21 protein-coding genes and 1 pseudogene are annotated in these 23,203 nt (G+C 58.5%); 17 read left to right on the forward strand and 5 right to left on the reverse strand.

Going from position 1 to position 23,203, the window contains the following annotated elements; translation table 11 throughout:
* Window positions 1-7 precede the first annotated feature (7 nt).
* Genes dapD through dapC form a run of 3 tightly spaced genes read right to left on the reverse strand, consistent with a single transcriptional unit; the run spans window position 8 to window position 2,625 of the window.
* Window positions 8-1,042 carry a 2,3,4,5-tetrahydropyridine-2,6-dicarboxylate N-succinyltransferase gene (dapD, locus tag AC0J6G_RS02975; protein WP_475251140.1) on the reverse strand — a complete coding sequence of 345 codons (1,035 nt, stop codon included), beginning with the start codon at window positions 1,040-1,042 and terminating at the stop codon, window positions 8-10.
* A gap of 39 nt (window positions 1,043-1,081) precedes the next feature.
* Entirely contained in the window at window positions 1,082-1,429 is a 348-nt protein-coding gene (locus AC0J6G_RS02980) for an ArsC family reductase (protein WP_475251142.1), read from the reverse strand.
* Window positions 1,429-2,625, reverse strand: a complete 1,197-nt coding sequence (gene dapC / locus AC0J6G_RS02985) for a succinyldiaminopimelate transaminase (RefSeq protein WP_475251144.1) — start codon at window positions 2,623-2,625, stop codon at window positions 1,429-1,431. Before dapC ends, AC0J6G_RS02980 begins: the two co-directional genes overlap by 1 nt.
* Window positions 2,626-2,996: 371 nt before the next feature.
* Between dapC and AC0J6G_RS02990 the strand changes: the two are divergent.
* Window positions 2,997-3,941: pseudogene (locus AC0J6G_RS02990) on the forward strand (HAMP domain-containing protein); the annotation flags it as partial.
* A gap of 90 nt (window positions 3,942-4,031) precedes the next feature.
* On the forward strand, window positions 4,032-4,796 hold the full coding sequence (locus tag AC0J6G_RS02995; RefSeq protein WP_475253566.1) for a methyl-accepting chemotaxis protein: 765 nt from the start codon (window positions 4,032-4,034) through the stop codon (window positions 4,794-4,796).
* A gap of 42 nt (window positions 4,797-4,838) precedes the next feature.
* Here AC0J6G_RS02995 and AC0J6G_RS03000 read toward each other — a convergent pair whose 3' ends face one another.
* Complete coding sequence (locus AC0J6G_RS03000; RefSeq protein ID WP_475251146.1) at window positions 4,839-7,541, reverse strand: [protein-PII] uridylyltransferase; 2,703 nt, start codon at window positions 7,539-7,541, stop codon at window positions 4,839-4,841.
* Window positions 7,542-7,610: 69 nt separating this feature from the next.
* Window positions 7,611-8,393: a type I methionyl aminopeptidase gene (gene map / locus AC0J6G_RS03005; protein WP_475251148.1), complete on the reverse strand. Its 783-nt coding sequence runs from the start codon at window positions 8,391-8,393 to the stop codon at window positions 7,611-7,613.
* 281 nt (window positions 8,394-8,674) lie between these two features.
* Between map and rpsB the strand changes: the two genes are divergently transcribed.
* From rpsB to rnhB, 15 genes are all read left to right on the forward strand, one after another.
* Window positions 8,675-9,418 carry a 30S ribosomal protein S2 gene (gene rpsB, locus AC0J6G_RS03010; RefSeq protein WP_136662673.1) on the forward strand — a complete coding sequence of 248 codons (744 nt, stop codon included), beginning with the start codon at window positions 8,675-8,677 and terminating at the stop codon, window positions 9,416-9,418.
* A gap of 183 nt (window positions 9,419-9,601) precedes the next feature.
* Window positions 9,602-10,468 carry a translation elongation factor Ts gene (gene tsf / locus AC0J6G_RS03015; RefSeq protein ID WP_475251151.1) on the forward strand — a complete coding sequence of 289 codons (867 nt, stop codon included), beginning with the start codon at window positions 9,602-9,604 and terminating at the stop codon, window positions 10,466-10,468.
* Window positions 10,469-10,660: 192 nt separating this feature from the next.
* Complete coding sequence (gene pyrH, locus AC0J6G_RS03020) at window positions 10,661-11,410, forward strand: UMP kinase (protein WP_475251153.1); 750 nt, start codon at window positions 10,661-10,663, stop codon at window positions 11,408-11,410.
* Window positions 11,400-11,957, forward strand: a complete 558-nt coding sequence (gene frr, locus AC0J6G_RS03025) for a ribosome recycling factor (protein WP_475251155.1) — start codon at window positions 11,400-11,402, stop codon at window positions 11,955-11,957. Before pyrH ends, frr begins: the two co-directional genes overlap by 11 nt.
* Before the next feature lie 16 nt (window positions 11,958-11,973).
* Window positions 11,974-12,729, forward strand: coding sequence for a polyprenyl diphosphate synthase (gene uppS, locus AC0J6G_RS03030; RefSeq protein ID WP_475251157.1), 756 nt, complete (start codon window positions 11,974-11,976; stop codon window positions 12,727-12,729).
* On the forward strand, window positions 12,729-13,544 hold the full coding sequence (locus AC0J6G_RS03035) for a phosphatidate cytidylyltransferase (RefSeq protein WP_475251159.1): 816 nt from the start codon (window positions 12,729-12,731) through the stop codon (window positions 13,542-13,544). The genes uppS and AC0J6G_RS03035 overlap by 1 nt, the downstream gene beginning before the upstream one ends.
* Window positions 13,541-14,725 carry a 1-deoxy-D-xylulose-5-phosphate reductoisomerase gene (gene ispC / locus AC0J6G_RS03040; protein WP_475251161.1) on the forward strand — a complete coding sequence of 395 codons (1,185 nt, stop codon included), beginning with the start codon at window positions 13,541-13,543 and terminating at the stop codon, window positions 14,723-14,725. The genes AC0J6G_RS03035 and ispC overlap by 4 nt, the downstream gene beginning before the upstream one ends.
* A gap of 21 nt (window positions 14,726-14,746) precedes the next feature.
* Window positions 14,747-16,099, forward strand: a complete 1,353-nt coding sequence (gene rseP / locus AC0J6G_RS03045; protein WP_475251163.1) for a sigma E protease regulator RseP — start codon at window positions 14,747-14,749, stop codon at window positions 16,097-16,099.
* A gap of 88 nt (window positions 16,100-16,187) precedes the next feature.
* Window positions 16,188-18,536 (forward strand): outer membrane protein assembly factor BamA, encoded by a 2,349-nt coding sequence (gene bamA, locus AC0J6G_RS03050; protein WP_475251165.1) that lies wholly within the window; start codon window positions 16,188-16,190, stop codon window positions 18,534-18,536.
* A gap of 42 nt (window positions 18,537-18,578) precedes the next feature.
* Window positions 18,579-19,082, forward strand: coding sequence for an OmpH/Skp family outer membrane protein (locus AC0J6G_RS03055; protein ID WP_475251167.1), 504 nt, complete (start codon window positions 18,579-18,581; stop codon window positions 19,080-19,082).
* Window positions 19,082-20,143, forward strand: a complete 1,062-nt coding sequence (gene lpxD / locus AC0J6G_RS03060) for a UDP-3-O-(3-hydroxymyristoyl)glucosamine N-acyltransferase (protein ID WP_475253568.1) — start codon at window positions 19,082-19,084, stop codon at window positions 20,141-20,143. Before AC0J6G_RS03055 ends, lpxD begins: the two co-directional genes overlap by 1 nt.
* A 48-nt stretch (window positions 20,144-20,191) precedes the next feature.
* Complete coding sequence (gene fabZ / locus AC0J6G_RS03065) at window positions 20,192-20,632, forward strand: 3-hydroxyacyl-ACP dehydratase FabZ (RefSeq protein WP_475251169.1); 441 nt, start codon at window positions 20,192-20,194, stop codon at window positions 20,630-20,632.
* On the forward strand, window positions 20,629-21,405 hold the full coding sequence (gene lpxA, locus AC0J6G_RS03070; RefSeq protein ID WP_475251171.1) for an acyl-ACP--UDP-N-acetylglucosamine O-acyltransferase: 777 nt from the start codon (window positions 20,629-20,631) through the stop codon (window positions 21,403-21,405). The genes fabZ and lpxA overlap by 4 nt, the downstream gene beginning before the upstream one ends.
* Window positions 21,406-21,408: 3 nt before the next feature.
* A complete protein-coding gene (lpxB, locus tag AC0J6G_RS03075; RefSeq protein ID WP_475251173.1) occupies window positions 21,409-22,542 on the forward strand; it encodes a lipid-A-disaccharide synthase in 1,134 nt (377 codons plus the stop codon).
* Window positions 22,542-23,138, forward strand: coding sequence for a ribonuclease HII (rnhB, locus tag AC0J6G_RS03080; protein ID WP_475251175.1), 597 nt, complete (start codon window positions 22,542-22,544; stop codon window positions 23,136-23,138). The genes lpxB and rnhB overlap by 1 nt, the downstream gene beginning before the upstream one ends.
* Window positions 23,139-23,203: the final 65 nt, after the last annotated feature.

Below are 23,203 nucleotides of genomic sequence, written 5' to 3' on the forward strand. Positions count from 1 at the left end.
ACCGCGCTTAGTTGTGCGCGTGCAGGGCTTCGTTCAACTCGATAGCCGACTTGTGGGTTTTGCACTCCACGGCGCCGGTTTGTGAGTTGCGGCGGAACAGCAGGTCCGGCTGACCCGCCAGGTCACGGGCCTTGAGCACCTTGACCAGGTTGTTGTCAGCATCGAGCAGCGTTACTTTGGTGCCAGCGGTGATGTACAGGCCGGATTCCACCGTGTTGCGGTCGCCCAACGGAATGCCAATACCGGCATTGGCGCCGATCAGGCAGCCTTCGCCCACGGAAATCACGATATTGCCGCCGCCAGACAGGGTACCCATGGTCGAGCAGCCGCCACCCAGATCGGACCCTTTGCCGACGAATACGCCGGCGGATACGCGGCCTTCGATCATGCCCGGGCCTGCAGTGCCGGCGTTGAAGTTGACGAAGCCTTCGTGCATGACGGTGGTGCCTTCGCCCACGTAGGCACCCAGACGAATGCGTGCGCTGTCAGCAATACGCACGCCAGTCGGCACCACGTAATCGGTCATTTTCGGAAACTTGTCCACCGAGAACACTTCCAGCAGTTCGCCTTTCAGGCGTGCTTCCAGCTGACGTTCGGCCAGCTCGCTGAGGTCGACTGCACCCTGGTTGGTCCAGGCCACATTGGGCAGCAGCGGGAAAATACCGGTCAGGTTCAGGCCGTGTGGTTTAACCAGACGGTGCGACAGCAGGTGCAGCTTGAGGTAGGCCTCAGGCGTGCTGGTCAGCGCGGCGTCTTCGGCGAGCAGGGTGACCACCAGCGGCTTCTGGCTTTCGGCCAGGCGAGTGAGCAGGGCTGACTGTGCGGCGTCGACATTCTTCAGGGCTTCAGCCAAGTCGCCAGCCTGGTTGTTGCTAATGGCGATGGCCTGGTTGCCGCCCTGGTAGCCCAGTTTTTCAACTACTTTGGCAACCAGCTCGCTGGCTGGGTTGAGCATCGGCTGAGCGTAGAAAACTTCCAGCCAGGTGTTCTGACGGTTTTGGGTGCCGACGCCGAAAGCCAGGCTAAATAGGGATGTGGTCATGCTTTTTTCCTTACCGCAAATTCGTGTGAGCCGAGTGGTTTAAGTCAATTCGGCGGCATAACGGTCGGCTTTGAAGCCGACCAGGGTCTTGTTGCCGAGATCGAGCACGGGGCGTTTGATCATCGACGGCTGGGCGAGCATCAACTCGATCGCCTTGTGCTGGTCGAGGTCGCTTTTTTGCGCCTCATCCAGCTTGCGGAAAGTGGTGCCTGCGCGGTTCAGGATGGTTTCCCAACCATACTCATTGCACCATTTTTCCAGGTTGCCACGGTCTATACCGCAGGCTTTGTAATCATGAAAGGCGTAGCTTACCCCGTGCTCGTCGAGCCAGGTGCGGGCTTTTTTCATGGTGTCGCAAGCTTTGATGCCAAACAGGGTCGTGCTCATCAGAGGCTCTTCACATAATCACGGATACGTTCGGCTGCGGCCACGCATTCGGCCAGCGGCGCGACCAGGGCCATGCGAACACGGCCAGCGCCCGGGTTGTTACCGTCCACTGCGCGCGACAAGTACGAGCCGGGCACCACGGTGACATGCTCGCGGGCAAACAGCTCGCGGGTAAATGTTTCATCGTCTATCGGGGTTTTCGCCCACAGGTAGAAGCCACCATCCGGGCGCTGCACATCCAACACGCCGTCGAGAATCGCCAGCACCGCGTCGAACTTCTCGCGGTACAGGTCGCGGTTGGCTTTGACGTGGGCTTCGTCGTTCCAGGCGGCGACGCTGGCCAGCTGGGTTTGTACCGGCATGGCGCAGCCGTGGTAGGTACGGTACAGCAGGAAAGATTTCAGAATATCGGCATCACCGGCGACAAAGCCCGAACGCAGGCCCGGCAGGTTGGAGCGCTTGGACAGGCTGTGGAACACCACGCAGCGTTTGAAATCATGCCGGCCCAGTTCGGCGCAGGCGCTCAGCAGGCCGGCGGGTGGGTTGGCCTCGTCGAAGTACAGCTCGCTGTAGCACTCGTCGGCGGCAATCACGAAGTCGAATTTATCGGCGAGGGCAATCAGCTTTTTCAGCGTCGCCAGCGGGATCAATGCGCCAGTCGGGTTACCCGGTGAGCAGAGAAAGAGAATCTGGCAGCGCTGCCAAACGTCGTCGCTGACGGCGTCGAAATCCGGATTGAAGCCGTGTTCTTCCAGGCAGGGCAGGTAGTGCGGCTGCGCGCCAGCGAGCAGGGCGGCGCCTTCATAAATTTGATAGAACGGATTGGGGCTGACAACTAAGCCCTCAACATCGCGCTGCACCACTGCCTGGGTAAAGGCAAACAGCGCCTCGCGGGTACCATTGACCGGCAGCACATGGCGCGCGGGGTCGAGTACCCCAGCGGGCAAGCCAAAGCGGCGGCTGCACCAGGCGGCAATTGCTTCGCGCAGCGCGGCGATGCCCAGCGTAGTCGGGTAGACCGCCAGCTGATCAAGATTGGCGCTAAGGGCTGCGGCAACAAATGCCGGCGAGCTGTGCTTGGGCTCGCCAATTGACAGGGCAATCGGGGTTTTGTCGGCCGGTACTGTGACACTGCCGAGCAGGGCGCGCAGCTTCTCAAATGGATAAGGCTGCAAATAGGCGAGGGCGTGATTCATGGCGGGTCGCTGCCGTAGTGCTTAAAAGGTCGCGACACTAGCACGTTAAGGCGCATTTAGAGAATTCTGCGCGGTTGATTTGCGGCTTAATCCGCCAGCGTTTGGGCGGGGCAACGAGCCCTGCTTGAATGGCCAAATGCTGCAGTGCCTTGCTGCGGCTCTTGTGCGATGAGTCTTTCCAGCCTTTTTGCGCTAAAGCTCCCGGATTCTGAGCCGATAGTCGGCTCGCCGGGCAACGAGTTGGGCGTGTAGACCTGACCTGCTAAACGAGAATATCCATGCGCAACCTAAAGTTCAGTCACAAAATCATGCTGGCGGCGTCGTTGGTGGTGATTGCGGCATTTGCCTCATTCGCTTTTTACAACGACTACATGCAGCGCAATGCAATCCGCGAAAACCTCGAAAACTACCTGCGTGACATGGGTAACGTGTCAGCGGGCAATATCCAGCACTGGCTGAATGGCCGTGTCTTGCTGCTCGACTCCCTCGGTGAAGCCATTGAAGACGGCGGCGATTCAGATGCGCTGAGCAAGAGCCTGCAACATCGCAGCATTGCGTCGTCCTTTCTGTATGCCTACCTCGGTGAAGTGGATGGCACTTACACCCAGTTTCCGGCCAGTGCCTTGCCCGCCGGTTATGACCCGCGTCAGCGGCCTTGGTACAAGGTGGCGCAAAGTGGCTCAGGCGTCGGCCTGACCGAACCCTACCTGGCAGCAGACCCGCGTGATGGCTTGCTGATTACCATCACCCGTGCCGTACGCCGTAACGGCGCGCTGGTGGGCGTGGTAGGGGGCGACCTGAAACTGGAAACCATCGACGAAATTCTTAACTCGCTGGACCTTGGCGGCTTGGGCTACGCCTTCCTGGCCGACGACAAGGGCACCGTGCTGGTTCATTCCGATCGCGAGCGGGTGCTTAAAGGGTTGGCTGAACTCTTCCCAGGCAGCACACCTTCGCTGAGCAACACCCTGCAAGAGGTGCAGGCGGCCGACGGTACCACGCGTATTGTCACCTTTGTGCCTGTGCAAGACCTGCAAGGCGTGCGTTGGTATGTCGGTTTGGCGGTAGACAAGAGCAAGGCCTATGCCGCGCTGCAGGAGTTCCGTGTTTCGGCGTTGATGGTAATGGTGATTGGCGTGGCGACGATTTTGCTGCTGCTGAGCTTGCTGATTCGCTTCCTGCTGCAGCCCCTGCACGTGATGAGCCGCACCATGGCCGGTATCGCTCAGGGCGAGGGCGACTTGACCCAGCGTCTGCAGGTCGGCTCACGCGATGAATTCGGCGAGTTGGCGCTCGCCTTCAACCGGTTTGTCGAGCGTATCCACGAATCAATCCGCGAAGTGGCCTCCACCACCCGTGCCGTGCATGAGCGCGTGCGCACCGTGGTGGAGGCATCCAATGCCTCTATGAGTAATTCCAGCGAGCAGGCAGCGCGTACCGACAGTGTGGCCGCCGCGATCAACGAGCTGGGCGCTGCCGCGCAGGAGATTGCCCGTAATGCCGCCGATGCCTCCACCCAAGCCAGCGGTGCACGGCAAGGGGCCGAGAACAGCCAGCAAATGGTTGAGAAAACGCTGGGGGCAATGAGTGACCTGTCGAGCAAAATCGAGGTGGCGGGCACGCACATTGAAACCCTGAGCCAGAAGAGCAACGACATCGGCCAGATTCTTGATGTGATCAAAAGCATCTCCGAGCAGACCAACCTGTTGGCGCTCAACGCCGCCATTGAGGCCGCCCGTGCGGGTGAGGCAGGGCGTGGTTTTGCCGTGGTGGCGGATGAGGTGCGAAACCTGGCGCAGCGCACCCAGAGTTCCGCGCAAGAAATCCAGCGGATGATCGAGCAGTTGCAAGCGGGCGCTCAGGAGGCGGTTAACACCATGGTGGAAAGCCGCCGCTTCAGTGACGACAGCGTGCGCATCGGCAAGCAGGCCGGGGAAAACCTGCAAAGCGTGACGCACCGCATCGGTGAAATTGACGGCATGAACCAGTCGGTCGCCACTGCCACCGAGGAGCAAACCTCGGTGGTGGAGAACCTCAACATGGATATCACCGAGATCAACATGCTGAACCAGGATGGCGTGCGTAACTTGGAAGCAAGCCTGCGCGCCTGCGCCGAGCTGGATCAGCAGGCGGGTCGACTCAAGCAGTTGGTGGACAGCTTCCGCATTTAAGCCACTGAGCGGGTGAGGTGCAGCGCCTCACTCGCTCACGGCTCAGATGGTGTGCTCGGCCGGTTCGTTTTCATTGGGGTTGGGTGCCGACAGCTTGCGCACAATCGTGGCTTGCAGGTTGGCGCACAGCTCGGGGTCGGACAGCGGCTGGTTGTGCGCGTCGGTGACGAAGAAAACGTCCTCTACCCGCTCACCCAGGGTGGCGATTTTGGCGTTTTGCAGCGACAGGTCGAAGTCGAGGAAGATCCGCCCGATGCGGGCCAGCAGGCCCGGGCGGTCCGGGGCAATAACTTCCAGAATGGTAACCGGCCGGTTGGCATCGTTATGGATCGTCACCTGCGGGGCAAACGCAAAATGCTTGAGCTGGCGCGGTACGCGGCGCTGGATGATGTTGGGGTAGTCGTCGGGGTGTTTCAGAACATCAATTAGGCCTTGGCGAATCTGTTCGATACGTGCCGGGTTGTCGCCAATCGAGCTGCCGTCACTTTCCAGCACAATGTAGGTGTCGAGGGTGAACTGGCTGGTTGAGGTCAGAATCCGCGCGTCATGGATGTTCAGGTTGAGCTGCGCCATGGCGGCCACGGTTACCGCGAAAAAGTCGTGCTGATCTTCGGCGTAGATGAAGATTTGCGTGCCGCCTTCAAATTCGCGCTGGGTGGTTTCTTTAATCAGCACAAGCGGGTTGCCATCGTTCGGGTGGCGGATGATCGCCAGCGTATGCCAGGCAACATCCTCCGCCGTGTGGCGCAAGAAATAGTCATCGCCCAGCTGCGCCCAGAGTTGTTCGGCGATGTCGGCATCGGTGCCGTCGCGCGCGAGGATGTCCAGCGCCGCGCTTTGCGTCAGGCGAATCTGTTCTTCGCGGTCGAGGGGGTTTTCCAGGCCGCGGTTTAACGCCCGCTTGGTCTCGGTATACAGCTGGCGCAACAGGCTGGCGCGCCAGGAGTTCCACAGGCTGGGGTTGGTGGCATTAATGTCGGCCACTGTCAGCACGTAGAGGTAATCCAGGCGTGTTTGGTCGCCGACCAAGCGCGCAAAGTCATAGATGACTTGAGGGTCTGAGAGGTCTTTGCGCTGCGCCGTCGTCGACATCACCAAGTGGCTTTGTACCAGCCAGACGATCAGTTTGGAGTCCCAGCTGGGCAATTGGTGGCGCAGGCAAAAGGCGGCTGCATCCACCGCACCCAGTTCTGAGTGGTCGCCGCCACGGCCCTTGCCGATGTCGTGGTAAATGCCGGCGAGGTAAATCAGCTCAGGCTTGGGCAGCTTTTCGACCAACTCGCTGGCCAGTGGGAATTTCTCGGCGACGCCGGGTTTGCTCAGCTTGCGCAGGTGTTTGATCACATTCAGGGTGTGCGCATCGACCGTGTAGATGTGAAACAGGTCGTGCTGCATTTGCCCGACAATCAGGCCGAACTCGGGCAGGTACAGGCCGAGAATGCCGTAGCGGTTCATCCGCCGCAGGTTGCGGTGGATGCCTTCCTGGCACTTGAACAACTCGATAAACAGGCTGGTGTTGCGAATGTCGCGGCGGAAATCATCGTCGATCAGGTGGCGGTGGTCGCGCAGTAAGCGGATGGTGTCGGCGCAGACGCCTTCGATCTCCGGGTTCTGCGCCATCACCACGAATATTTCCAGGATGGCGAAGGGCGTGCGTTTGAAGATGTGCGGATGGCTGGCTTCGATATAGCCGTTGCGTACGTGGAAGCGACTGTTGAGCGCTATTGCCTGGCCGGCATCACCGGCGCGCAGGATCTGCTCTTCAAAGTGCTGAACGATCAGATCGCTGAGTTCGGCAATCGCCATCACTACGCGGTAATACGTCTGCATAAAGCGTTCAATGGCGCGTTTGTTGTCGCTGTCCTGAAAGCCCAGCAAGGCGGCGACCTTGCTTTGGTGGTCGAACAGCAAGCGGTCTTCGGCGCGGCCGGCGAGCATATGCAGGGCGTAACGCACCTTCCAGAGAAACTCCTGGCTGGAGGCGAGCAGGGCGTATTCGCTTTCCAGCAAAAAGCCTTGGCCAACCATGGCGTGCAAATTCAGTGTGCCGAAATGCCGGCGTGCCACCCAGAGGATGGTTTGGATATCCCGCAGGCCGCCGGGGGAGCCTTTGACGTTAGGCTCCAGGTTGTATTCGGTGTCATTGTATTTGCTGTGGCGAGCGCGTTGCTCTTTTTGCTTGGCCAGGAAAAAGTGTTTGCTTGGCCACATTTGTTCGGTGCTGGTGACCGCTTGCATGCGCTGGCGCAAGCGCTCGGGGCCGGCGATGGTGCGGCTTTCCATCAGGTTGGTGATGACTGTCAGGTCGGCGCGGGCTTCGCTGGCGCATTCATCGACACTGCGCACGCTTTGGCCGACTTCCAGGCCGATGTCCCACAGCAGGGTGAGGAAGCGTTCGATGGGTTCGCGGAAGGTTTCGTGGTCGGCGTTATCCAGCAGGATCAGCAGGTCGATATCAGAGAAGGGGTGCAGCTCGCCACGGCCATAGCCGCCGACAGCAAGTAGGGCGATGTCGGCGTCGTCACTCCACGACAGGCGGTCCCAGGCTTCGCGCAGAATCTGATCAACAAACCAGGCGCGGTCTTCGACCAGGCGGCGCACATCGCGACCGCTTTTGAAGCGCCCGTCGAGCACGTCGCGGGCGTGGCGAATAACCTTTTTGAATGCCGCAATGGGGCTGGCCTTGAGGGCCAGTTCCGCTTGGAACTGGCCGCGGTCGAACAGCTCGGGGTCTACCTGCGGCATGGCGGCCTTCCTTTTATGTATCAGCTTGCGAACCTGCTCAATGTCGCGCAGCAGACGTTGAGTGGCGTCTTAGGCTGAGGTGCGGGCAATGGTGTCATCGTTGCGCAGGGTGAAGATCTCGTAGCCGGTAGCGGTCACCAGAATGGTGTGCTCCCACTGAGCCGAGAGCTTGCGGTCCTTAGTGATCGCGGTCCAGCCGTCGCCCAGGGTGCGGGTTTCCGGGCGGCCCTGGTTGATCATCGGCTCGATGGTGAAGGTCATGCCTTCCTTGAGCTCCATACCGGTGCCGGCGCGGCCGTAGTGCAGCACTTGCGGCTCCTCGTGGAACACCGCGCCAATGCCGTGGCCGCAGTATTCACGCACCACTGAAAAGCCGTTCTTCTCGGCATGCTTCTGGATCACTTCACCAATGTCGCCCAAACGCGTGCCGGGCTTAACCAGCTCGATACCTTTATACAGGCACTCTTGCGTGATCGTGGCCAGGCGTTCGGCCCACTCGGCTACCTTGCCCACCATAAACATCTTGCTGGTGTCGCCGTGGTAGCCATCTTTGATTACGGTGATGTCGATGTTGATCACATCGCCTTCTTTCAGCGGCTTGTCATTCGGGATGCCGTGGCAGACCACGTGATTGACTGAGGTGCAGATCGACTTGGGGAAGCCTTTGTAATTGAGCGGTGCAGGGATGGCCTGCTGCACGTTGACAATATAATCATGGCAGATGCGGTCGAGCGCTTCGGTGGTGACGCCGGGCTTGACGTGCTCGCCTATCATTTCCAGAACTTCGGCAGCCAGGCGACCGGCTACGCGCATTTTCTCGATTTCGTCGGGCGTTTTAATGGTGACGGTCATGTGTGGTTCTCGAACGCGAACAGAAAGGGCGCCATCTTAACAGCTGCAAGGCGCAAGCCATAAGAAGCACGTGAAGTGCCGTGTTGGGGAAGGTTTTGTGCGGCATCCGAGTAGCTTGGTGTCATCTTTTATGGTATAAAACGCGCCGCTTTACGGGCTGCGTGCCCGGGAGCTTAACCCCACACACGTATCGACACGGTTTCCTGGGTGCCTTTTGACGTGTTCAAGGGTTGGAAATCGGGATGCGTGGAGGCCTAACCCGACTTATTTAAGGAACGACCATGTCCCAAGTCACTATGCGCGATATGCTGAAGGCCGGTGTGCACTTCGGCCACCAGACCCGTTACTGGAACCCGAAAATGGGTAAGTACATTTTCGGCGCGCGCAACAAGATTCACATCATCAACCTTGAAAAAACCCTGCCAATGTTCAATGACGCGCTGTCGTTCGTTGAGAAACTGGCTTCGGGCAAAAACAAGATTCTGTTCGTCGGCACCAAGCGTTCCGCTGGCAAGATCGTTGCTGAAGAAGCAGCACGTTGCGGTTCGCCGTACGTCGATCATCGCTGGTTGGGCGGCATGCTGACCAACTACAAAACCATCCGTGCCTCGATCAAGCGTCTGCGTGATCTGGAAGTTCAGTCCCAGGACGGTACTTTCACCAAGCTGACCAAGAAAGAAGCGCTGATGCGCACTCGCGATCTGCAGAAACTGGATCGCAGCTTGGGCGGTATCAAGGACATGGGCGGTCTGCCGGACGCTCTGTTCGTAATCGACGTTGACCACGAGCGCATTGCGATCACCGAAGCCAACAAGCTGGGTATCCCAGTTATCGGCATCGTCGATACCAACAGCAGCCCGGAAGGCGTTGACTACATCATCCCAGGTAACGATGACGCCATTCGCGCCATCCAGCTGTACATGGGCGCCATGGCTGACGCCGTGATCCGTGCTCGCAACAACGCAAATGGCGGCACCGACGAGTTCGTTGAGCAAGCCCCTGCTGCTGAAGCTGCTGAAGGCTAAGTAAAACGCGTACAGCGTTTGCTTAGTTCGCAAAAAGGGGGCTTTGCCCCCTTTTTGCCACCTTTAAAACCATCACCGACGTGCAGTTGTAATTGCTTATAGTCATTGTCGGTAATGCGTTAAGAATTGAGCGCCCGCTTTCGGCGGGTGGAATGGTTAACAACCTATCCAGAGGATTTTGAAATGGCAGAAATTACTGCAGCGTTGGTAAAAGAACTGCGTGAGCGTACTGGCGAAGGCATGATGGATTGCAAGAAAGCCTTGACCAAGGCTGGCGGCGACATCGAAAAAGCCATCGACGACATGCGTGCTTCCGGCGCGATCAAGGCTGCCAAGAAAGCAGGCAACGTAGCGGCTGAAGGCGCTATCGCTGTCAAAGTTGCTGAAGACGGCAAGTCGGCTGTCATCCTTGAAGTCAACTCGCAAACTGACTTCCTGGCTCTGCAGGACGATTTCAAGAACTTCGTCAACACCAGCATCGAAAAAGCCTTCGCTGAGAAACTGACCGACGCCGCTCCGCTGATCGCCGCTCAGGAACCTGCCCGTGAAGCCCTGGTGGCTAAAGTTGGCGAAAACGTCAACATTCGTCGCCTGGCGCGCGTTGAAGGCGACGTGGTCAATGCTTACCTGCACGGCAACAAGATCGGTGTTGTAGTTGTTCTGAAAGGCGGTGACGCTGATCTGGCCAAAGACATCGCCATGCACGTTGCGGCGAGCAACCCTGAGTTCCTGCTGCCTTCGGAAGTTTCCGCTGAAGCCATCGAGCGCGAGAAAGCCGTGTTCATGAGCCTCAACGAAGACAAGATCAAGGGCAAGCCGGCTGAGATCGTCGAGAAGATGGTTGGCGGCCGCATCCAGAAGTTCCTGGCTGAAGCCAGCCTGGTTGAGCAAGCCTTCGTTAAGAACCCGGAAGTCAAGGTCGGTGATCTGGCCAAGAAAGCCGGTGCTGAAATCCTGTCGTTCACCCGCTTCCAGGTCGGTGAAGGCATCGAGAAGCCGGTCGACAACTTCGCTGAAGAAGTTGCTGCCCAGCTGGCTGCCAGCAAGTAATAAGACAGCTAACCGCTGTCGCCCCGAAGAGGCTGCCCGCTAACGCGCGCGGCCTCTTTGTCAAATTGAGGGGGCAGCTAAGCTGTCGGGTGGTTGGGCTTTGGCACCAATGACCCGGGGCGCTGTCAAAGCGCTCGATAAAAGCGAGCCCAAGGTTCGCACAGAATTCAAACGCCGCAGGAGAGACTCGCAATGGCTCAGCAGATGAGTGGTCGTCAACCGCGCTACAAGCGCATTCTGCTCAAACTTAGCGGCGAGGCCCTGATGGGGTCGGAAGACTTCGGTATCGATCCGAAAGTGCTTGACCGCATGGCGCTGGAAGTTGGCCAGTTGGTCGGCATCGGCGTGCAGGTTGGTTTGGTGATTGGTGGCGGTAACCTGTTCCGTGGTGCAGCGCTGAGTGCAGCGGGTATGGACCGCGTGACCGGCGACCACATGGGCATGCTGGCTACCGTGATGAACGCCTTGGCCATGCGCGATGCGCTGGAGCGTTCGAACATTCCGGCCATTGTCATGTCGGCTATTTCCATGGTGGGCGTGACCGACCATTACGACCGCCGCAAAGCGTTGCGTCACCTGAAAACCGGTGAGGTGGTGATCTTCGCCGCTGGCACGGGTAATCCATTCTTCACCACCGACTCGGCGGCTTGCCTGCGCGCCATCGAAATCGATGCTGACGTGGTGCTCAAGGCGACCAAGGTCGATGGCGTGTACACTGCCGATCCATTTAAAGACCCGCATGCCGAGAAGTTCGACCGCCTGACCTACGATGAGGTGCTCGACCGCAAGCTGGGCGTAATGGATCTTACGGCCATCTGTCTATGCCGCGACCATAATATGCCGCTGCGTGTTTTCAACATGAACAAGCCCGGCGCTCTGCTGAACGTTGTTGTTGGCGGCGCTGAAGGCACTCTGATTGAGGAAAATAAACATGATCAATGAGATCAAGAAAGACACTCAAGAACGCATGCAGAAGAGTCTGGAATCGCTGCTCCATGCTTTTAGCCGTATCCGCACCGGTCAGGCGCACCCGAGCATCCTCGGCGGCGTGATGGTGCCTTACTACGGTACCGACACCCCGCTGAACCAGGTCGCCAACGTGACCGTCAAGGATTCGCGCACCCTGCAGGTCGTGGCGTTCGAGCGCAATATGTTGCAGGCCGTGGATAAGGCCATTCAGAGCTCTGGCTTAGGCTTTAACCCAACCAACCTGGGTGAACTGCTGCTGATCTCCATGCCGGCGTTGACTGAAGAAACCCGTAAGGGCTTCACCAAGCAAGCACGTGATGCCGCCGAAGATGGCCGTATCGCCGTGCGTAACATCCGCCGCGATGCCTTGAGCCAGTTGAAAGACTTGGTCAAGGAGAAGGAAATCAGCGAAGACGAAGAGCGCCGTGCGGCCGACGAGATCCAGAAACTGACGGACAAGTTCGTAGCCGAAATCGAAGTGGCGGTGAAGCAGAAAGAAGCGGATTTGATGGCTGTTTAACGGCCAGGATATCGTCATGGAAAAGACCAAAGACGGTAGTCCGCCCGCTGTGCCACGCCATGTGGCGATCATCATGGACGGTAATAACCGCTGGGCAAAGAAACGCCTGTTGCCCGGCGTTGCTGGCCATAAGGCCGGTGTCGATGCGGTGCGCGCGGTGATTGAGGTGTGCGCCGAGGCGGGCGTCGAAGTGTTGACGCTGTTCGCCTTCTCCAGTGAAAACTGGCAGCGCCCGGCTGATGAAGTCAGCGCGCTGATGGAGTTGTTCCTCAGTGCGCTGCGCCGCGAGGCGAAGAAGCTCAACGCCAATGGCATCAGCCTGCGCATCATCGGTGATCGCTCGCGCTTTCACCCTGAGTTGCAGGCCGCCATGCGTGAGGCAGAGGCGCAAACTGCCGGCGACCAGCGCTTTGTTCTGCAGGTGGCGGCCAACTATGGCGGTCAGTGGGATATTGCGCAGGCCGCGCAGCGCCTGGCCCGTGAAGTTCAGGGCGGCCATTTGCGGGCTGAAGACATCACCCCGGAGTTGTTGCAAAGCTGCCTGGTAACGGGCGATTTGCCTTTGCCGGACCTGTGCATCCGCACCGGTGGTGAGCACCGCATCAGTAATTTTTTGCTCTGGCAGCTGGCCTATACCGAGCTGTATTTCTCCGACCTGTTTTGGCCGGATTTCAAACACGACGCCATGCGCAACGCCTTGGCCGATTTTGCTAGCCGCCAGCGTCGCTTTGGGAAAACCAGCGAGCAGGTGGTTGCTGGGGCCCGTAGCTAATGCTCAAACAACGAATTATCACGGCGCTGGTGCTGTTGCCGTTCGCCCTGGGTGGCTTCTTCCTGCTCAATGGTGGCCTGTTTGCCTTGTTTATCGGCGCCGTGGTCAGTCTGGGCGCCTGGGAATGGGCGCGCCTGGCAGGGTTTACGGCGCAGGTGCAGCGCGTGGCCTACGCCGCGCTGATAGCCGTTTTGTTGTTCGGCTTATACCTGATGCCCGTGTTGGCGCCGTGGGTGCTGTTGCTGGCCGTTGCCTGGTGGGCAGTCGCGACATTTTTGGTGTTGGGCTATCCCGCCAGCAGTCGTTACTGGGCGCAAGCTCCGGTCAGGGTGCTGATTGGTTTGTTGATTCTGCTGCCGGCCTGGCAGGGGCTGGTGCTACTTAAGCAGTGGCCTGAGGCCAATTGGCTGATTCTCGCGGTCATGGTGCTGGTGTGGGGGGCAGATATTGGCGCCTACTTCAGTGGCCGGCGTTTTGGTAAGCGCAAGCTGGCGCCGCAAGTCAGCCCCGGTAAAAGCTGGGAAGGGGTATTCGGCGGTCTGCTGGCGACGCTGCTGATTTGTACGGGCGTGGCGCTTTACCGGGACTGGTCGTTTACCAGCCTGCTGTTGGGTTTGCTCGGCACCGCTGTGGTGGTGCTAATTTCGGTGGTCGGTGATCTGACTGAAAGCATGTTCAAGCGCCAGGCCGGCATCAAAGACAGCAGCAATCTGCTGCCGGGTCACGGCGGCGTGCTGGACCGTATCGACAGCCTGACAGCGGCGATTCCTGTGTTCGCCGCGCTGCTGTGGCTGGCGGGTTGGGGCGCGCTGTGAGCCATCCGCAGCAGATCACTGTGCTGGGGGCGACCGGCTCGATCGGTCTGAGCACCCTCGATGTGATTGCTCGCCACCCTGAGCGCTATCAAGTGTTCGCGTTGTCCGGCTTCAGCCGTTTGGCTGAGCTGGAAGCGCTGTGCATGATCTATCGTCCGCGCTTTGCTGTGGTGCCGCAGGCTCTGGCTGCTCGTCAGCTGCAAGATAACTTGCGCGCAGCCGGGCTGGGTACGCGGGTGTTGCACGGCCCTGAAGGGTTGTGTGAAGTGGCCGCGCATCCGGACGTGGACACGGTAATGGCCGCTATTGTCGGTGCAGCCGGTTTGCCGCCGACAATGGCCGCGGTTGAGGCAGGTAAGAAGGTCTTGCTGGCCAATAAAGAAGCCTTGGTCATGTCCGGGGCGCTATTTATGCAGGCCGTGCGGCGCAGCGGTGCGGTGTTGCTGCCGATCGACAGCGAGCACAATGCGATTTTTCAATGCCTGCCGGGCGATTACGCCCGTGGCCTGCCACAAGTTGGCGTACGGCGTATTTTGCTGACCGCCTCGGGCGGGCCATTTCGTGAAATGCCTTTGGAGCAGTTGCATGCTGTCACGCCCGAGCAGGCGTGCGCGCATCCCAATTGGTCGATGGGGCGCAAAATCTCGGTCGACTCGGCAAGCATGATGAACAAGGGGCTGGAGTTGATCGAGGCCTGCTGGTTGTTTGATGCCACGCCAGCGCAAATTGAGGTGGTGGTGCACCCGCAGAGCGTGATCCATTCACTGGTCGATTATGTCGATGGGTCGGTTCTGGCTCAGTTGGGCAATCCAGATATGCGCACGCCCATCAGTCATGCGCTGGCTTGGCCGGAGCGGATCGATTCAGGGGTTGCGCCGCTGGATCTGTTTGCCATCGCTCGGCTGGACTTCCAGGCGCCGGATGAGCAGCGCTTTCCTTGTCTGCGCTTGGCGCGCGAAGCGGCGCAGGCCGGCGGTACCGCGCCGGCCATGCTAAATGCGGCCAATGAAGTGGCGGTTGCCGCGTTTCTTGAGCGGCGCATCCGCTTTCCTGAGATCGCGAGTATGATCGAAGACGTTTTGCACACTGAGCCCGCCCTGGCGGTTGAAAGCCTGGATACGGTGCTGGCGGCGGATAGCCGTGCGCGTGATCTGGCTGAGCAATGGCTGAGTCGGCGCTAAGCGTCGACGCGGAGGTATTTGATGAGTGCGCTTTATATGCTGGTTGGCACCCTGGTTGCGCTCGGGGTGCTGGTAACCATTCACGAATACGGACACTTCTGGGTGGCTCGTCGTTGCGGCGTCAAAGTGCTGCGGTTTTCCGTTGGCTTTGGCAGCCCGCTGCTGCGTTGGCATGACCGCCAAGGCACCGAATTTGTAGTGGCCGCCATCCCACTGGGCGGCTACGTGAAAATGCTCGATGAGCGCGAAGGCGATGTGCCGCCTGAATTGCTTGATCAGTCGTTCAATCGCAAGTCGGTTCAGCAGCGTATTGCCATTGTGGCGGCCGGCCCGGTGGCGAATTTCCTACTGGCGCTGCTGTTCTTCTGGGTGGTGGCGATGCTGGGCAGCCAGCAGGTGCGCCCGGTTATCGGTGCGGTCGAGGCGGGCAGCCTAGCCGATGTCGCCGGCTTGCAGGTCGGTCAGGAGATTGTCGCGGTAGATGGTCAGCCGACAACCGGCTGGGCGGCGGTGAATCTGCAACTGGTCAGCCGGTTGGGCGAGAGTGGTCGGTTGGATCTCGCGGTGCGCGAGCCGGGCTCTTCGGTTGATAGTCCTCGACAGATTGTGCTGGATAACTGGCTGCGCGGTGCTGATGAGCCAGACCCCATTTCCTCATTGGGTATTCGCCCTTGGCGTCCGGCGCTGCAGCCGGTGTTGGCGCAGCTTGATCCTGAGGGGCCGGCATTTGCTGCAGGGTTGCAGGTGGGGGATCGCCTGCTGGCGCTCGATAACCAGTCGTTGGTCGATTGGCAGCAGCTGGTGGATCAGGTGCGTGGCTTACCGGGTAAACAGGTTAGTTTGCGGGTAGAGCGCCAAGGTCAGCAGCTGGAGGTGCCATTGACGCTGGCCGCACGCGGTGAAGGTGAGACCCTCACGGGTTACCTCGGTGCAGGTGTGGCTGGGGGTGAATGGCCGCCAGAGATGCTGCGCGAAGTCAGCTACGGCCCCTTGGAGGCCATCGCTGAAGGTGCCAAAAACACCTGGACAATGAGCGTTTTGACCCTTAATTCATTGAAGAAAATGCTGTTTGGCGAGCTCTCGGTAAAAAACTTGAGCGGGCCGATAACCATTGCTAAAGTGGCGGGCGCTTCTGCTGAGTCGGGTTTGAGTGATTTCCTTAAATTTCTCGCCTACTTGAGCATTAGTTTGGGGGTTCTTAATTTGTTGCCCATTCCTGTGCTGGATGGGGGGCATCTGCTTTTTTATCTTGTCGAGTGGGTGCGTGGTCGCCCATTGTCGGAACGGATACAGGGTTGGGGAATGCAGATTGGTATCAGTCTGGTTGTCGGGGTCATGTTGCTGGCCCTGATAAATGATTTGGGCCGTCTGTAGCTGCTAGTGAATTACGCTCTCGAACGTACAAAAAGTGCCGCCTCACGCGGCAGATTTTTTATTGTCAGTTGAAATAAGAAAGGACTTCATGAAACGTCTGCTGCTACCTGCGGTGCTTGCTGCACTGATGATCACCGAAGTTCACGCCGAGTCCTTCACCATCTCCGACATCCGGGTTACCGGTCTGCAGCGGGTATCTGCTGGCAGTGTATTCGGTGCTTTGCCTCTCAATGTGGGTGCCCAAGCGGATGACCGCGCATTGGTTGAGGCCACCCGTGACCTGTTCAAAACCGGCTTCTTCCAAGACATCCAGCTCGGTCGAGATGGCAATGTGCTGGTCATCACGGTTGTTGAGCGTCCATCGATTTCCGGTATCGAGATCGAAGGAAACAAGGCTATCAGCAGCGAAGACTTGCTCAAGGGCCTGACCCAGTCTGGCTTGGCCGAAGGTGAGATTTTCCAGCGCGCCACGCTTGAAGGTGTGCGTAACGAGCTGCAGCGTCAGTACGTTGCTCAGGGCCGTTATTCGGCGGAAATTGAAGCCGAAGTGATTCCGCAGCCGCGTAACCGCGTAGCGCTGAAAATTAATATCAATGAAGGTTCAGTAGCCGCTATCCAGCACATCAACGTGGTGGGTAACTCGGTGTTTTCCGATGAAGACCTGGTTGGTCTGTTTGAGCTGAAGACCACCAACTGGCTGTCTTTCTTCAAAAATGATGACAAGTATGCGCGTGAGAAACTCTCCGGCGACTTGGAACGTCTGCGCTCCTACTACCTGGACCGCGGCTATATCAATATGGATATCAGCTCGACGCAGGTCTCCATTACCCCGGACAAAAAGCACGTTTACGTTACGGTCAACGTTGACGAAGGCGAGAAGTACAGCGTACGCGAAGTCAAACTCAGCGGTGAGCTGAAGGTACCGGAAGAAGAAGTCCGCGCCTTGCTGCTGGTGCAGGAAGGGCAAGTGTTCTCGCGCAAGGTCATGACCACCACGTCCGAGCTGATCACCCGTCGTCTGGGTAACGAAGGCTATACCTTTGCCAACGTCAACGGCGTGCCGGAAGCCCATGATGATGGCACCGTGTCGATTACTTTTGTGGTCGATCCAGGTAAGCGCGCTTACGTCAACCGGGTCAACTTCCGTGGCAACACCAAAACTGAAGATGAAGTACTGCGCCGTGAAATGCGCCAGTTGGAAGGTGGCTGGGCGTCGACCTACCTGATTGACCAGTCCAAAACCCGTCTGGAGCGTCTGGGTTACTTCAAGGAAGTTAACGTTGAGACCCCGCAAGTACCGGGTACCGACGATCAGATTGACGTTAATTACAGCGTGGAAGAGCAGGCGTCCGGCTCCATCACTGCCAGCGTTGGTTTCGCTCAAAACGCCGGCCTGATTCTGGGGGGCTCGATTACCCAGAACAACTTCCTCGGTACGGGTAACAAGGTTAGCCTCGGTTTGACCCGCAGCGAATACCAGAGCAATTACAACTTCGGCTTTGTTGATCCCTACTGGACACCAGACGGCGTTAGCCTGGGCTACAACGCCTTCTTCCGTGAAACCGACTACGACGAGCTGAACACCGATGTGTCCAGCTACTCGGTAGACAGCTACGGTGCCGGCGTCAGCATCGGTTATCCGATCAGCGACATTTCGCGTTTGACCTACGGCCTAACAGTTCAGAACGACAGTATCGGTACGGGTAGTCGTACTGTTAACGAGATATTTGATTTTATCGATGCCGAGGGGGACAGCTACTTGAACCTCAAGGCTTCGGTCGGCTGGTCCGAATCGACACTAAACCGTGGCGTGCTGGCTAACCGTGGGCATTCGCAGAGCTTAGTGTTCGAAACCACAGTGCCGGGCAGTGACCTGTCGTTTTTCAAAGTTGACTACCGTGGTCAGGTCTTCAAACCCCTGAGCGACACCTACACCCTGCGCCTGCACAGCCAGTTGGGTTATGGCGAGAGCTATGGTTCCACGAGCGAACTGCCGTTTTATGAGAATTACTACGCGGGTGGCTTCAATTCGGTACGTGGCTTCAAAGACAGCAGCCTAGGGCCGCGTAGTACACCCAGTGATGGTTCAAGGCCTGGGACTATTAGGGATGAGGACCAGGATCCGCTGCCATTTGGCGGTAACGTGTTGATTCAGGGTGGTGCTGAACTGTTGTTCCCCATGCCGTTCGTTAAAGATCAGCGCTCCCTGCGTACCGCACTGTTCTGGGACGTGGGTAATGTTTTTGACACCAATTGCGGCAAGTCCCAGGACGAATGCAGCAGCATCGACCCGGGTAATCTGGCCAGCTCTGTGGGCGTGGGCCTGACCTGGATTACCGCATTGGGTCCGCTGAGCTTTAGTTTGGCCATGCCAATCATCAAGCCGGACGATGCCGATACACAGATTTTCCAGTTCTCTCTCGGTCAGACGTTCTAAGCGTCGGATTATTGAATACCAACAGTTTGCAGGAGTTGCACCGTGCGTAAGTTGACTCAACTGGTTTTGCTAAGCTTTGCCATGCTGGCTACTCCAGCATTCGCCGAGATGAAAGTCGCGGTATTGAACTATCAAATGGCTTTGCTGGAATCTGATGCCGCTAAGCGTTACGCCGTGGATGCCGAGAAGAAGTTTGGCCCGCAGCTGACCAAGCTGAAAACCCTGGAAAGCGATGCCAAGCGTATTCAGGACCGTATGGTCAAAGATGGCGACAAAATGCAAACCGCCGAGCGCGAGCGTCTGGAGCTTGAGTTCAAGCAAAAGGCCCGTGACTTCCAGTTCCAGTCCAAGGAGCTGAATGAGTCCAAGGCGGTAGCTGATCGTGAAATGCTGAAGAAGCTCAAGCCGAATCTGGACAAGGCTGTGGAAGAAGTGATCAAGAAAGGTAACTTCGACCTGGTGCTGGAGCGCGGTGCGGTGATTGATGTCAAACCTCAGTTCGACATCACCCGCCAGGTTATCGAGCGCATGAATCAGCTGCGCTGATCATGAGTGCAACAGTTTATACCCTCGGTCAGTTGGCCGAGCGACTGGGCGCCACGTTGCGTGGTGCTTCGGATAAAGCGATCAGCGGTTTGGCCACATTGCAGGAAGCCAACGCGGATCAGCTGAGCTTCCTGGCTAATGCGCAATACCGTAAGTTTTTGTCGAGTTGCCAGGCCGGCGCTGTATTGCTGACTGCCGCAGATGCCGAAGGCTATGCCGGTAATGCCTTGGTTGTGGCTAACCCTTACCTGGCTTACGCCGAACTCTCCCACGTGTTTGACCGCAAACCTCGCGCGCTGCCTGGTGTGCATCTGACTGCTGTGGTGGCTGCCGACGCGCAGATTGATGCCACTGCCAGCATCGGTGCCTATGCGGTGATCGAGAGTGGTGTGCAGATTGCTGCCAACGTAACCGTCGGTGCGCAGTGCGTCGTTGGCGCGCGTTCAGTGATTGGTGAGGGTGGCTGGTTGGCGCCGCGGGTGACGCTCTACCACGATGTGCGCATCGGCAAGCGGGTGGTTATTCAGTCCGGCGCGGTGATTGGTGGCGAAGGCTTCGGCTTCGCCAACGAGAAGGGCGTCTGGCAGAAAATTGCACAGATCGGTGGCGTGACCATCGGTGACGACGTTGAAATCGGCGCCAATACCACTGTTGACCGCGGCGCGCTATCGGACACGCTGATTGGTAATGGGGTCAAGCTGGATAACCAGATCATGATCGCGCACAACGTGCAGATCGGTGACAACACGGCGATGGCCGGTTGCGCGGGTATTTCCGGCAGCACCAAAATAGGCAAGAACTGCATGATTGCCGGTGGGGTAGGCATGGTTGGGCATATCGAGGTATGCGACAACGTGTTTGTCACCGGCATGACCATGGTTACTCGCTCGATCATCGAACCGGGCTCCTACTCCTCGGGTACCGCCATGCAGCCAGCGGCTGAATGGCGTAAGAGCGCGGCACGGATTCGTCAGTTGGATGACATGGCGCGACGCCTGCAACAGTTGGAAAAACAACTGGCCGCCGTGACCTCCGCAGCCGGCACCTCATCTGATGCCTGAGCCGGTATTTACCGGCTTCTCTTTTTTCTTTTACAGGCTCCTCTGCACATGATGGACATCAACCAAATTCGCGAATACTTGCCGCACCGCTATCCGTTCCTTTTAGTGGACCGCGTGGCTGAGCTGGATATCGAAGGCAAGCGTATTCGTGCCTTCAAAAATGTCAGCATCAATGAGCCATTCTTCAACGGGCACTTCCCCGAGCACCCGATCATGCCGGGCGTGTTGATCATTGAAGCCATGGCCCAAGCGGCCGGCATTCTTGGTTTCAAAATGATGGATCTGAAGCCCTCCGATGGCACCCTGTATTACTTTGTAGGCTCCGACAAGCTACGCTTTCGCCAGCCAGTGGTGCCGGGTGATCAATTGATCCTTGAAGCGCGCTACCTGAGCAGCAAGCGCAGCATCTGGAAGTTCGAGTGCAAGGCCAGCGTCGACGGCAAGGAAGTCTGCTCGGCAGAAATCATCTGTGCGGAACGCAAACTATGAGTTTGATTGACCCTCGCGCCATCATCGATCCCAGCGCCAAGTTGGCCGACGACGTAGTCGTCGGCCCTTGGTCGATAGTCGGGGCCGATGTAGAAATTGGCGAGGGTACAGTGATCGGCCCCCATGTGATCCTCAAGGGGCCGACGCGGATCGGTAAACACAACCGCATCTATCAGTTCTCCTCGGTGGGTGAAGACACCCCCGATCTCAAGTACCAGGGCGAGGCGACTCGGCTGGTCATTGGCGACCACAACGTGATCCGCGAGGGTGTCACTATTCATCGCGGCACCGTGCAGGATCGCAGTGAAACCACCCTTGGCGACCACAACCTGATCATGGCCTATGCCCACATCGGTCATGACAGCGTGATCGGCAACCATTGCATTCTGGTCAACAACACCGCGTTGGCCGGGCATGTGTGGGTCGATGACTGGGCGATTCTCTCCGGCTACACCTTGGTCCATCAATTTTGCCGTATCGGTGCGCACAGCTTTTCCGGCATGGGCACGGCGATTGGTAAAGACGTACCGGCGTTTGTCACGGTGTTCGGCAACCCGGCTGAAGCGCGCAGCATGAACTTTGAAGGCATGCGCCGTCGTGGTTTCAGCAGCGATGCGATCGCCGCCTTGCGCCGCGCCTACAAGATTGTCTACCGCCAAGGGCTGACAGTTGAACAGGCGATGAACGAGTTGGCCGAGTCGGCTGCAGAATTCCCCGAAGTCGCGATCTTCCGCGATTCCATTCAGGCTTCAAGCCGCGGCATTACCCGATAATTTATGACTGACCTGATGCGTGTCGCGCTGGTCGCTGGCGAGGCGTCTGGCGATATTCTCGGTGCGGGCCTGATGCAGGCCCTCAAAGCCCAATACCCACAGATCGAATTTATTGGGATCGGTGGCCCGCTGATGCAGGCGCAGGGCCTCAACTCCTATTTCCCGATGGAGCGCTTGTCGGTAATGGGGCTGGTGGAGGTGCTGGGGCGTCTTCCTGAGTTGCTGTCTCGGCGTAAGCGCTTGATCAACACGCTTATTGAGGCCAAACCAGATGTGTTTATCGGCATCGACGCGCCGGACTTCAACTTGACGCTTGAGCTCAAGTTGCGTCAGGCCGGGATCAAGACTGTGCATTACGTCAGTCCCTCCGTATGGGCGTGGCGGCAGAAGCGTGTGCTGAAGATTCGCGAAGCCTGCGACCTGATGCTGACCTTGTTCCCGTTCGAGGCGCAGTTCTATCAGGATCATCAGGTGCCAGTAAGGTTTGTCGGTCATCCGCTGGCCGATACCATCCCACATCAAGCAGATCGAGGTGCGGCGCGGGATGCGTTGAATCTGGCCCATGATCAACCGGTGGTGGCATTGATGCCGGGCAGCCGTGGCGGTGAAGTGTCGCGTCTGGGCAGCCTGTTTCTCGATGCCGCCGTGCGCTTGCGCACCTTGCGCCCCGGTATCCAGTTTGTGTTGCCGTGTTCCAGCCCGGAGCGGCGAGCGCAGCTTGAGCAAATGTTAATGGGCCGTGATCTGCCGCTGACGCTGCTCAACGGCCGCTCCCATGAGGCGCTGGCCGCCTGTGATGCGGTATTGATCGCTTCTGGCACGGCAACCCTGGAGGCCTTGCTGTACAAGCGGCCGATGGTGGTGGCGTACAAAGTGGCGCCCTTGACCTACCGCATTCTTAAACGCTTGGTCAGCAGTGCTTATTTCTCCTTGCCGAATCTGCTGGCCCAGCGTTTGCTGGTGCCCGAATTGATTCAGGACGCCGCCACGCCGGAAGCATTGGCGCAGCTGCTGGCTCCGCTGCTCGATGGTGGAGACGTGCAGACCGAAGGTTTTGATGTGATTCATCGGGCGTTGCGCCGTGATGCCTCGGTGCAGGCAGCTAAGGCCGTGCTGCAACTCACGGGGCGCGCCTGATGCAGCCTGGGCTGGATTTCACCCTGGTGCAGGAACTCGTGGCGGGCGTTGATGAAGTCGGCCGTGGCCCGCTGTGCGGTGCGGTGGTGACGGCGGCAGTGATTCTTGATCCAGCGCGGCCGATTCTCGGTCTAAATGACTCGAAGAAGTTGACCGAAGCGCGCCGCGAAAAGCTGTTTGACGAAATTCGCGAAAAAGCCCTGGCCTGGTGCATTGCCCGTGCTGAGGTGGAAGAAATCGATCAGCTGAATATTCTCCAGGCCACCATGCTGGCCATGCAGCGCGCGGTCGAGGGCTTAAGTATTACGCCCAAGCTGGCGCTGATCGATGGCAATCGCTGCCCGAAACTGCAGGTGCCCAGCGCCGCCGTGATCAAGGGCGATAGTCAGGTGCCGGCGATCGCTGCGGCGTCGATCCTGGCCAAGGTCAGCCGCGACCGCGAGATGCAGCTGCTGGATCAGCAATACCCCGGCTACGGCATTGCCGGACACAAAGGCTATCCCACCCCGGTACACCTGGAAGCGCTACGGCGCCTCGGGCCAACCCCTATTCACCGGCGCTCCTTTGGCCCGGTACGTGCGTTGTTAGACGACTGACTCCACGCTGGCGAAATTTCCCCGTTATCCTCTGCCCAGTAGCGCTTGTTGCGCGCTGCTGCGGT

The sequence above is a fragment of the Pseudomonas sp. TS_SC_3 genome, from assembly GCF_056156225.1.